Origin of the sequence: Cellulomonas rhizosphaerae (genome assembly GCF_003470205.1) — a bacterium.
GTDB lineage: Bacteria > Actinomycetota > Actinomycetes > Actinomycetales > Cellulomonadaceae > Cellulomonas > Cellulomonas rhizosphaerae.
The window spans coordinates 1-10,813 of sequence record NZ_QWKP01000114.1 but is presented as its reverse complement, the minus strand read 5'-3'; the positions used below and the strand labels follow the sequence as shown (position 1 = coordinate 10,813).

Below are 10,813 nucleotides of genomic sequence, written 5' to 3'. Positions count from 1 at the left end.
GTCGCGCACGACCTCGCGGACGTCGTCCGCGACCGCCTCGCGCTGTGACCGCCCGGTGAGCCGAGCGACCGAGCGCGACGCCGCGCTCCGCGAGCACGCGCTGCGGCTGCTGGACGCCGCGGGTGCCGGTCCGGCGCCGATCGTCCGCGCCGGGCACCCCGCGCTGCGCGGCGTGGCCGTGCCGTTCGACGGGCAGCTCGAGGGGGAGGAGCTCGACGGGCTCCTCGCGCTCATGCACCGCACCATGCGGGCCGCACCGGGCGTCGGGCTCGCCGCGCCGCAGATCGGGCTGCCGCTCGCGATCGCCGTGCTCGAGGACCCGGGCGTGACCTCCGAGCACGTCGCGGCCGTGCGTGAGCGCGCGCCGCTGCCCTACCGCGTGCTCGTCAACCCGGCCTACGCGCCCGAGGGCGACGACCGTGCCGCGTTCTACGAGGGCTGCCTGAGCGTGCCCGCCTACCAGGCCGTCGTCGCCCGCTGGCGTGCGGTGCGCCTCACCGGGGCCGACGAGACCGGTACGCCGCTCGACGAGGTCGTGACCGGGTGGTCCGCACGGATCGTCCAGCACGAGACCGACCACCTGGGCGGCACGCTCTACCTCGACCGCGCCGAGCTGCGCTCGCTCGCCGCCGCGGACGAGATCGGCATGCGCTGGGCGAGCGAGCCGCGTCCGGACGGGGCCGCCGAGGCGCTCGGCTTCGCTCTCGGCGCAGACTGACGCCGCCCCGGCCGTAGGAGCGGCCCGCCGCCAGCGCTTACCGTGAAGGCACGACGATCTCGGGGGGTGGATGACGGTGGGGCTGGAGGACTGGGCACTGGCCCTCGCAGGGTCCCCCTGGGTCTTCGTCGTCATGTACACGTTCGCGACGATCGACGGGTTCTTTCCTCCGCTACCGAGCGAGTCGCTGGTCATCGCCCTGGCCGCGATGTCGGCCTCGTCGGGCGAGCCGAACCTCGCGATCCTGCTCGTCGTGGCCGCCCTCGGCGCCTTCACCGGTGACCAGATCGCGTACCAGATCGGCACCAGGGTGCACGTGCGCAACCTGCGCCTGCTGCGCTCGAAGCGCGGGCAGGCGTCGCTCGACTGGGCCGAGCATGCGCTCGACCGGCGCGGGGCGTCGTTCATCATCGCCGCGCGGTACATCCCGGTGGGCCGGGTCGCGGTGAACATGAGCGCGGGCGCGCTGGGCTACCCGCGGCGCCGGTTCGTCGTGCTGACGGCCGTGGCCGCCGTGATGTGGGCGGCCTACTCGGCGGCGATCGGGATCGCGTCGGGCGCGTTCCTGCAGGGGCACCCGGTGATCGCCGTGGGCGTGGGCGTGGTGGGTGGCGTCATCCTCGGGTTCCTCGTCGACTGGGTGCTGCGCCGGTGGCACGGGCGGCACGGCGAGGGCAGGCACGAGGTCCCACAGGAGGGCGCCGCCCGACCCGCAGAGGCGGCCGCGGGGGACGACGACGAGCCGCGTCCGGTCACGGGTCGCTCACGATCGGCCCCCTCGGCCTAACGATCCGGTCTCGGCGCGCGCGTTCACCCGTTCGGGCTCATACCCTCGGGGTGGGGCTGCTGCGCTGCCGCCCCTCCACCACGTGGCGAACCCCGGCAGGGGAGGCCTCGTCGCGCGCAGGGGAAGGGGGCAGTCATGGGACGACGACTCGTGACGGCCCTGACCGCCCTGTGCGTGACGGTCCTGCTCGCGGGCTGCTCGTCGGGCTCCCCGGACGCGGCTCCGACGGTTCCGGTGGCACGCGTCGCCGAGGCGGCTGACTGCATGGCGCCGCAGGTGCTCGCCGCGCTCGACCTCACGCCGGCTCCCGGCACCGCGGCCACGGTCCCGTCCTCCGCCGTACCGCACGTCGACGCCCCCGACCCGGGCCGGGTGCCGAGCACGTTCGTCGCGGTCAGTGCCGTCGAGTGCACGCCGGGCGGCACACTCGTCGACACCGCGGGCACGTGGAGCTCGGTGCGCGCGCGCCGGCTCGACGGCGACACCGCCGCCCTCGAGGCCGCGCTGGCCCTCGGCTCCGCGTCGGCCTCGTCGCAGGACTGCGCGCCCAGCGCCTCCGCGCGCCTCGACCTGTGGCTCGTCGACGCGCTCGGCCGGGCCGTGCGCGTGTGGGTGCCGGACGAGACGTGCGCGGGCGGACCCCGCACGGAGGTCACCGCGGCGCTGGACGCGCTCGAGGTCACGGACTCGACCACCTACCCGGTGGGCCTGCTGGAGCCCGCGCCGGCACCCAGCCCCTGACGTCAGATCTTGCGGAGCCGCACGCGCTCGACCGAGTGGTCGCGGCCCTTGGTCAGCACCAGGTCCGCGCGGCTGCGCGTCGGCAGGATGTTCTGCTCGAGGTTCGGGGCGTTGATGGTGTCCCAGAGGTGCTCGGCGCGCGCCACGGCCTCGTCGTCGGACAGCGCCGCGAACCGGTGGAAGTAGGACTCCGGGTCGGCGAACGCGGTGCTGCGCAGGCTGAGGAACCGGTCGACGTACCACTGCCGCACGTCGGGGGTGCGGGCATCGACGTAGATCGAGAAGTCGAAGAAGTCGCTGACCGCGAGGTTGGACGTGCCCTCGGCCGTCGGGCGGGCTGGCTGCAGCACGTTGAGGCCCTCGACGACGAGCACGTCGGGGCGCTGCACGACGATCTCCCGGCCCGGCACGATGTCGTAGGTGAGGTGGTCGTACACGGGCGCGCGGACCTCGGGACGGCCGGCCTTGATCTTCGAGACGAACCGCAGCAGCGCGCGCCGGTCGTAGGACTCCGGGAACCCCTTGCGCTCCATGAGCCCGCGCCGCTCGAGCTCGGCGTTCGGGTAGAGGAAGCCGTCGGTGGTCACGAGCTGGACGCGCGGGGTCGCGGGCCAGCGCGCGAGCAGCTCGCGCAGCAGGCGCGCGGTGGTCGACTTGCCGACCGCGACCGAGCCCGCGACGCCGATGACGAACGGGGTCGCCACGATGTCCTCGCGCAGGAACGTGCTCGACGCCTGGTGCAGGCCGCGGGTCGCCTCGACGTAGAGGTCGAGCAGGCGCGAGATCGGCCGGTAGATCGCGTCCACCTCGGCGAGGTCGATCGGGTCGCCGAGCCCGGCGAGGCGGTCGACGTCCGCGTCGGTCAGCGGCAGCGGCGTGGAGGCCGACAGGCGCGTCCACGCCTCGCGGTCGAGGTCCACGTACGGGGTGGACGGGGTGAGCGACGCAGGCACGCGCACGATTGTGCCCGACGCGTGCGTGTGCGGCTGATCACGGCCCCGGCCCCGGGTACGACGCACACCCCCCGATAGACTCGCGGGCATGTGTGGAATCGTCGGCTACGTCGGAAGCCAGCAGGCCAGCACCCGTCCCCTGGACGTCGTGATGGAGGGCCTGCGCCGCCTGGAGTACCGCGGCTACGACTCCGCCGGGGTCGCGCTCGTCGGGCCCGGCACGGGTCTGGAGACCGCCAAGAAGGCCGGCAAGCTCGCCAACCTCGTCGAGGAGCTCGACGCGAACCCGCTCGACCCCGCGACCGCCGCCATCGGCCACACCCGGTGGGCGACCCACGGCGGCCCCACGGACACCAACGCGCACCCGCACGTCGCGGGACGCCTCGCCGTGATCCACAACGGCATCGTCGAGAACTTCGCGGCCCTCAAGGCCGAGCTCGAGGCACAGGGCGTGACGTTCACGTCCGAGACCGACACCGAGGTCGCCGCGCAGCTCATCGCCCGCGCCTACGAGCAGACGGGCGACCTGACGACCGCGATGGCGACCGTGGTCCGGACGCTGCACGGCACGTTCACGCTGCTGGCCGTCCACGCGGACGACCCCGGCACGGTCGTGGGCGCCCGGCACGACTCCCCGCTCGTCGTGGGGCTCGGCGAGGGCGAGAACTTCCTCGGCTCCGACGTGTCCGCGTTCATCGCCCACACGCGCGAGGCCCTCGAGCTCGGCCAGGACCAGATCGTCACCATCACGCCCGGTGCGGTCGCCGTGACGAACTTCGACGGCACGCCCGCCGAGGCACGCCGCTACACCGTGGACTGGGACGCGGAGGCTGCCGAGAAGGGCGGCTTCCGCTCGTTCATGGACAAGGAGATCCACGACCAGCCGCACGCCGTCGCGGACACCCTGCTCGGCCGGACCGACGCACGCGGGCGCCTGGTGCTCGACGAGGTGCGGATCGACGAGGCCGTCCTGCGGGCCGTGGACAAGATCGTGGTGATCGCGTGCGGCACGGCCGCCTACGCGGGCCACGTCGCCAAGTACGCGATCGAGCACTGGTGCCGCATCCCGGTCGAGGTCGAGCTCGCGCACGAGTTCCGCTACCGCGACCCGGTGGTCAACGAGCGCACGCTCGTCGTGGCCGTCTCGCAGTCCGGCGAGACCATGGACACGCTCATGGCCGTGCGGCACGCGCGCGAGCAGGGCGCCAAGGTGCTCGCGATCGTCAACACCCACGGCTCGACGATCCCCCGCGAGTCCGACGCGGTGCTCTACACGCACGCCGGCCCGGAGATCGCGGTCGCCTCGACCAAGGCGTTCCTCGCGCAGATCACCGCGGCGTACCTGCTCGGCCTGTACCTGGCCCAGCTGCGCGGCAACAAGTACGCCGACGAGGTCACCGAGATCCTCGACGAGCTGCGCGCGATGCCGGACAAGATCCAGCAGGTGCTCGACCGCGCGGGCCGCGTGCGCGAGATCGCCCGGTGGATGGCGGACACGCAGTCGGTGCTGTTCCTCGGTCGGCACGTCGGGTTCCCGGTCGCGATGGAGGGCGCGCTCAAGCTCAAGGAGCTCGCGTACATCCACGCCGAGGGGTTCGCGGCGGGCGAGCTCAAGCACGGCCCGATCGCGCTCATCGAGCCCGGGCAGCCGGTGTTCGTCGTCGTCCCGTCGCCGCGCGGCCGCGACTCGCTGCACTCGAAGGTCGTCTCCAACATCCAGGAGATCCGGGCCCGCGGCGCGCGCACGATCGTCATCGCCGAGGACGGCGACGAGGCCGTGCGGCCGTACGCCGACGAGGTGTTCTACGTGCCGCAGTCGCCCACGCTGCTCGCGCCGCTGCTGACCGTCGTGCCGCTGCAGGTGTTCGCGTGCGAGCTGGCCACCGCCAAGGGCCTCGACGTGGACCAGCCGCGCAACCTCGCCAAGTCCGTCACGGTCGAGTAGTGGAGATCGCGGCGGCGCAGGCCGAGCTCGAGACCATCTCGCGCGCGTACGGCCGGCTGTTCGACGTGGACCGCACCGACGACTGGCTCGTGCTCAAGCTGAACGAGGAGGTCGGCGAGCTGACGCAGGCGTTCCTCACCCGCTCGGGGCGCTCGCGCGACCGGGGGCGGACCGCCCAGGAGAACAACGACGCCGTGCGCGACGAGCTCGCGGACGTCCTGGCGCACGTGCTCCTGCTCGCCGAGCGGTTCGGCGTGGACCTCGAGGCCGCGCTCGAGGGCAAGTGGTTCCGCTACCGGAACCTGGTCACCGACGCGGACCGCGCGTGATCGTCGGCGTCGGCATCGACGTGGTCGACGTCGCACGGTTCGTCGCGACCCTGCGCCGCGTCCCCTCCCTGCGCGACCGGCTGTTCACTCCCGCCGAGCGGGAGATGCCCGAGACGTCGCTGGCCGCGCGGTTCGCCGCCAAGGAGGCCATCGCCAAGGCGCTCGGCGCGCCCCCGGGCATGAGCTGGCAGGACGCGACCGTGCAGCGCGTGGCCGGTGCGCAGCCGGTCGTCGAGGTGACCGGCACGGTCGCCGCGCGGGCCGCCGAGCTGGGCGTGACGCGCTTCCACCTGTCGATCTCGCACGACGCGGGCATCGCGTCGGCGATGGTCGTCGCGGAACGCGACTGACCTGAGCTGGCTCAGCGCAGCTCCGGGACCACCGCGGACTCGAACAGCTCGATGCTCCGGCGGTCGTAGGCCGCGTCGGCGAAGTACGTGATCGCATAGGCCAGCCCCAGGCTGCGCAGCTCGGTCAGCTTCTCGACGATCTGCTCGGGCGTGCCGACCAGCGGCCCCTTGCGGAAGTCCTCCGCGATGCCGGGTGCACGCTCGGGGAGCGTGAGGGAGTAGTGCTCCTCGATCCACGCGATGCGGTCGTCGACGTCCGCCTGGGTCTCGCCGATCACCACGTTGAAGTTGGCCGAGCGGGTGATCTCGGCGAAGTCGCGCCCGATCGCGTCGCAGTGCCCGCGCAGCACCGCGGACTTGTGCGCGAACGTCTCGGGCGTGCCGTCGAAGTTGGTGTACTGCGCGTGCTCGGCCGCGATGCGCAGCGTCTTGCGCTCGCCGCCGCCCGCGATCCACAGCGGAGGCCCGTCCACCTGCAGGGGGAGGGGCGCGAGCTGGGCGCCGTCCACCTGGTAGTGCTTCCCGTCCAGCGTCGCGACGCCGTTCGTCCAGAGCTGCTTGAAGATCTGCACGCCCTCATCGAGCATCGCAATCCGCTCGCCCGCCGTCGGGAAGCCGTAGCCGTACGCGCGCCACTCGTGCTCGTACCAGCCCGCGCCGATGCCCATCTCGACGCGACCGCCCGAGATCACGTCGGCCGTCGCCGCGACCTTCGCCAGGTAGGCGGGGTTCCGGTAGGCCATGCACGTGCACATCTGGCCCAGGCGCACGCGGCTGGTGGACGCAGCGAACGCGTTGATGAGGCTCCACGCCTCGTGCACCGCCTGGCCGTTCGGCGCGGGCACGGAGTGGAAGTGGTCGTAGACCCAGATCGACTCCCACACGTCGCCGTCGTCGGCATGCTTCGCGAGGCCGCTCATCACCGCCCAGTGGTCGCGGGGCTCGATGCCCGTGAGGTCCTGCCGCCAGCCCTGGGGGACGAACAATCCGAAGCGCATGACTCGCACGCTACCCGCCACCGCCTGGCCCTGCGCGGGTGGACGCGTCAGGATGGGACCCGTGCTGCTGTCATGGACGTCGTCGCAGGTCCGGGCTGCCGAGGAGCCGTTGCTCGCGGCGGGCGTCCCGCTCATGGACCGCGCGGCGTTCGCCCTCGCCACCCAGGTCGCGGCCCTGCTGCGCGAGCGGCTCGGACGCGTGGGCGGCGCGCACGTCGCGATCCTCGTCGGGCCGGGCAACAACGGGGGCGACGCGCTGTTCGCGGGCGCGCACCTCGCGCGCCGCGGTGCGGCAGTCCGGGCGTTGACGGTCGACGAGCGTGTGCACGGGGCCGGAGCCGCGGCGCTGCGGGCCGCGGGCGGTCGGCTGGTCGCGGCCGACGAGGGTGCCGCGTGGGCCGCCGACGCGGACGTCGTCCTGGACGGGCTCCTCGGCATCGGCGCCACGGGCGGGCTGCGCGGCGTGGCGGCAGACCTCGTCGAACGACTGTCGGTCGGCGTGCGCGGGCTCGTCGTGGCCGTGGACACCCCCTCCGGGATCGGCGTCGACGACGGTGCGCTGCCCGGGCCGGTCCTCGCGGCCGACCGGACCGTGACGTTCGGTGCCGCCAAGCCCGGTCTGCTGCTGCCTCCCGCGTCCGCCACGGTCGGACAGCTCTCGGTCGTCGACCTCGGGCTCGACCTCGCGGGTGCTCCCGCGATCGCCCGGCTCGACGACGCCGACGTCGCGGGGCTGTGGCCCGTGCCGCCGGCCGACGCGCACAAGTACACGCGCGGCGTGCTGGGCGTGGTCGCGGGGGCCCGGCGCTACCCGGGGGCCGCGGTGCTCTCGACGACCGCAGCCGTGCTGGCCGGGGTCGGCATGGTCCGCTACCTCGGCGACGTGGGCGACCTGGTCGTCGCGCGGCGGCCCGAGGTGGTCATCGGCGTGGGGCGGGTGCAGGCGTGGGTGTTCGGGCCGGGAGTCTCGCCCGACGACGCGTCGCAGCGCCGCCGCATCGAGCACGCGTTCGAGGGCGTGCGCGAACGGGGCGAGGCCGCGGTGTGCGACGCGGGCGCGCTCGAGCTGCTGCCCGCGCACGTCGGCCCGCACGTGGTGCTCACGCCGCACGCGGGCGAGCTCGCGCGGCTGCTGACCACCCGCGGCGAGCACGTCGACCGCGCCGGGGTCGAGGCCGAGCCGCTGCGCTGGGCCCGCCGCGCGCACGAGCTCACGGGCGCGACCGTGCTGCTCAAGGGCCCGGTGACGCTCGTCGTCGGCGCCCAGAGTGCGGTGTACAGCCAGGCCGAGGCGCCCTCGTGGCTCGCGACCGCGGGTGCGGGAGACGTGCTGGCGGGTCTGCTGGGTGCGCTCCTGGCGGGTCGGGCCGACGACATCCACGAGGACCCCTCGCTGGCCGCGGCGCTCGCGGCGGCGGCCGCGCTCGTGCACGGCCGGGCGGCGCACCGCGCCAACCCCGGCGGACCGGTCGCGGCCCGGGCCGTCGCCGTCGCGCTGCCCGAGACGATCGCGGCACTGCTGGCGGACGCGTGACGCTCGACCCTGTGCTCGAGGGCAGGGCGCGCGCCCTCGCGGACGCCGGCCGTCGGCTGCTCGGCATCGCGGGCTCGCCCGGCGCCGGGAAGTCGACGCTGTCCGCGGCCGTCGCCGCCGCGCTGGGGGAGCGGGCCGTGGTGGTGCCGATGGACGGTTTCCACCTCGCGCAGTCCGAGCTCGAGCGCATCGGTCGCGCGGACCGCAAGGGCGCGCCGGACACGTTCGACGCCGACGGGTTCGTCGCGCTGCTGCGCCGCCTGCGGGCCGGCACCGGGACGGTCTACGCGCCCGAGTACCGCCGCGACCTGCGCAACCCCGTGGCGGGCGCGATCGCGGTGCCGCCCGGGGTGCCGCTCGTCGTGGTCGAGGGGAACTACCTGCTGCTCGAGTCGTTCGGCTTCGGGCCGGTCGCGGAGCTGCTCGACGAGGCGTGGTTCGTGGCGCCGGACGACGACGTCCGCCGCGAACGGCTCGTCGCGCGGCACGTGACCTTCGGCAAGAGCGCCGACGCGGCGCACGCGTGGTCGCACGGGCCCGACGAGCGCAACGCTGAGCTCGTCGCGGGCACGGCCGGGCGCGCGGACCTCGTCGTGCGGACCACCTGAGAGACTGACACCCGTGAGCTCGTACCCCGCGCGCGCCGTCGTCGACCTGGCCGCCATCCGGAGCAACGTCCGCAGCCTCGCGGCCCATGCGCCCACCGCGCAGGTCATGGCCGTCGTCAAGGCCGACGCCTACGGGCACGGCCTCGTGCCTGCGGCCACCGCCGCGGTGGCCGGCGGCGCAGCCTGGCTCGGCGCGGCGCAGGTCCCCGAGGCGCTCGCGCTGCGGGCGGCGGGCATCGTCGGGCCCCGCATCCTGACCTGGCTGTACGCGCCCGGCGCGCCCCTGCGCGAGGCGATCGAGGCCGACGTCGACCTGTCGGTGGCCACGCCCTGGGCACTCGGCGAGGTCGTGGCCGCCGCGCGCGCCGCCGGTCGCACGGCGCGGATCCACCTCAAGGTCGACACGGGCCTCGGCCGCAACGGGCTCAACGCCACCGACTACGCGGCCCTGCTGCCGGACGCGCTCCGCGCCGAGGCCGAGGGCGCGGTCCGCCTCGTCGGCGTGTGGTCGCACCTGGCGTTCGCCGACGAGCCCGGCCACGCCGTCGTGCGTGACCAGGAGGTCGCCTTCGCCGCCGCCGTCCAGCTCGCCGAGGACGCCGGCGCGCGGCTCGAGGTGCGGCACCTGGCCAACTCCGCCGCGACGCTGACGAATCCGTCGATCCACTACGACCTCGTGCGGCCCGGGATCGCGGTGTACGGGCTCTCGCCGGTCCCGCAGCTCGGCGGGCCTGACGACTTCGGCCTCGTGCCCGCGATGGCGCTCGAGGCACCGCTGGTCAACGTCAAGGCATGGCCGGCCGGGGCGGGGATGTCCTACGCGCACCAGTACGTCACCGAGCGGGACACCGTGCTCGGGGTCGTCCCGCTCGGGTACGCCGACGGGGTCCCGCGGCACGCGTCGGGCACGCAGTCCGCTCCCGGCGGCCCGTTGTTCGTCGGCGGCAGGTGGCTGGGCGTGGCCGGTCGCGTGTGCATGGACCAGGTCGTCGTGGACCTCGGACCGGGAGCCACGGAGCAGGCGGGCGACCGCGTCGTCCTGTTCGGCACGGGTGCCGACGGCGGCCCCACCGCGCAGGACTGGGCCCGCGCCGCGGGCACGATCTCCTACGAGATCGTCACGCGGATCGGACCGCGCGTGCCGCGCGTCCACATCGACACCCAGGCCGACAGCGAGGAGCAGCAGTGAACGAGGTCGTCGTCCGCCTTCCCGACGCCGAGGCGACGCGCGCCTACGGCCGCGCGCTCGCGGCGCTCGTGCGCGCCGGCGACCTGCTGGTCCTGACCGGTGACCTCGGCGCGGGCAAGACCACCCTGACGCAGGGCCTCGGCGCCGGCCTCAACGTGCGGGGCCAGGTGGCGTCGCCGACCTTCGTCATCGCGCGCGAGCACCCGCCGTTGGCCCGCGAGGACGGCACGCGCGGACCGGCCCTCGTGCACGTCGACGCCTACCGGCTGGGCTCGCTCGACGAGGTCGACGCGCTGGACCTGGACGCCGGGCTGGACGAGTCGGTGACCGTCGTCGAGTGGGGTGCGGGTTGGGTCGAGGGCCTGGCCGAGGACCGGCTCGAGGTCGCCCTGCAGCGGCCGCGCGGCGGTGTGGTCGACGAGGCCGACGGCGACGGCGGCGCGGGGGAGCGGGTCGCGACCGTGCGCGGCATCGGAGAGCGCTGGGCCGGCGTCACCCTGCCCGGGGCGACCGCCGCCGACGTGGCAGGCTGATCCCGTGCCCGTCCTCGCTCTCGACACCTCCGGCGCCGTCGCCGTCGCGCTGACCTCCGACACCGGCGAGGTGCTCGCCGCCCGCTCCGACAGCCAGCAGCGGCACCATGCCGAGCTGCTCGCGCCCA

The 10,813-nt window shown here is 74.6% G+C and carries 12 protein-coding genes; 10 read left to right on the top strand and 2 right to left on the bottom strand.

The annotated features are described in order from the left end of the window. The first annotated feature begins 55 nt into the window (after nucleotides 1-55). The 3 genes from D1825_RS02880 (at nucleotide 56) to D1825_RS02870 (ending at nucleotide 2,246) form a co-directional block, all read left to right on the top strand. A complete protein-coding gene (locus D1825_RS02880) occupies nucleotides 56-718 on the top strand; it encodes a peptide deformylase (protein ID WP_118765977.1) in 663 nt (220 codons plus the stop codon). A gap of 70 nt (nucleotides 719-788) precedes the next feature. Then, complete coding sequence (locus tag D1825_RS02875) at nucleotides 789-1,505, top strand: DedA family protein (RefSeq protein ID WP_118765976.1); 717 nt, start codon at nucleotides 789-791, stop codon at nucleotides 1,503-1,505. A gap of 135 nt (nucleotides 1,506-1,640) precedes the next feature. Beyond that, on the top strand, nucleotides 1,641-2,246 hold the full coding sequence (locus D1825_RS02870; protein ID WP_138067382.1) for a hypothetical protein: 606 nt from the start codon (nucleotides 1,641-1,643) through the stop codon (nucleotides 2,244-2,246). A gap of 2 nt (nucleotides 2,247-2,248) precedes the next feature. Here the strand turns inward: D1825_RS02870 and coaA are convergent, their stop codons facing one another. Then, nucleotides 2,249-3,199 carry a type I pantothenate kinase gene (gene coaA, locus D1825_RS02865; RefSeq protein ID WP_118765974.1) on the bottom strand — a complete coding sequence of 317 codons (951 nt, stop codon included), beginning with the start codon at nucleotides 3,197-3,199 and terminating at the stop codon, nucleotides 2,249-2,251. 88 nt (nucleotides 3,200-3,287) lie between these two features. Between coaA and glmS the strand changes: the two genes are divergently transcribed. The 3 genes from glmS to D1825_RS02850 are packed head-to-tail and all read left to right on the top strand — an operon-like array spanning nucleotide 3,288 to nucleotide 5,823. Continuing rightward, complete coding sequence (gene glmS, locus D1825_RS02860; RefSeq protein WP_118765973.1) at nucleotides 3,288-5,144, top strand: glutamine--fructose-6-phosphate transaminase (isomerizing); 1,857 nt, start codon at nucleotides 3,288-3,290, stop codon at nucleotides 5,142-5,144. Then, entirely contained in the window at nucleotides 5,144-5,473 is a 330-nt protein-coding gene (locus D1825_RS02855; protein WP_118765972.1) for a MazG-like family protein, read from the top strand. Before glmS ends, D1825_RS02855 begins: the two co-directional genes overlap by 1 nt. After that, nucleotides 5,470-5,823 (top strand): holo-ACP synthase, encoded by a 354-nt coding sequence (locus D1825_RS02850; RefSeq protein ID WP_118765971.1) that lies wholly within the window; start codon nucleotides 5,470-5,472, stop codon nucleotides 5,821-5,823. Before D1825_RS02855 ends, D1825_RS02850 begins: the two co-directional genes overlap by 4 nt. Before the next feature lie 11 nt (nucleotides 5,824-5,834). Here the strand turns inward: D1825_RS02850 and D1825_RS02845 are convergent, their stop codons facing one another. Then, entirely contained in the window at nucleotides 5,835-6,821 is a 987-nt protein-coding gene (locus D1825_RS02845) for an LLM class F420-dependent oxidoreductase (RefSeq protein ID WP_118765970.1), read from the bottom strand. 52 nt (nucleotides 6,822-6,873) lie between these two features. Between D1825_RS02845 and D1825_RS02840 the strand changes: the two genes are divergently transcribed. From D1825_RS02840 to tsaE, 4 genes are read left to right on the top strand one after another with little or no spacing between them, the layout of a single operon-like run. Then, nucleotides 6,874-8,355, top strand: coding sequence for an NAD(P)H-hydrate epimerase (locus tag D1825_RS02840; protein ID WP_233549584.1), 1,482 nt, complete (start codon nucleotides 6,874-6,876; stop codon nucleotides 8,353-8,355). Beyond that, the gene (locus D1825_RS02835; RefSeq protein ID WP_118765968.1) at nucleotides 8,352-8,963 is read left to right on the top strand and encodes a nucleoside/nucleotide kinase family protein; all 612 of its coding nucleotides are present in this window, start codon (nucleotides 8,352-8,354) and stop codon (nucleotides 8,961-8,963) included. The genes D1825_RS02840 and D1825_RS02835 overlap by 4 nt, the downstream gene beginning before the upstream one ends. 13 nt (nucleotides 8,964-8,976) lie before the next feature. Continuing rightward, complete coding sequence (gene alr / locus D1825_RS02830; RefSeq protein ID WP_118765967.1) at nucleotides 8,977-10,152, top strand: alanine racemase; 1,176 nt, start codon at nucleotides 8,977-8,979, stop codon at nucleotides 10,150-10,152. After that, nucleotides 10,149-10,685, top strand: coding sequence for a tRNA (adenosine(37)-N6)-threonylcarbamoyltransferase complex ATPase subunit type 1 TsaE (gene tsaE, locus D1825_RS02825; protein WP_118765966.1), 537 nt, complete (start codon nucleotides 10,149-10,151; stop codon nucleotides 10,683-10,685). The genes alr and tsaE overlap by 4 nt, the downstream gene beginning before the upstream one ends. Nucleotides 10,686-10,813 lie beyond the last annotated feature (128 nt).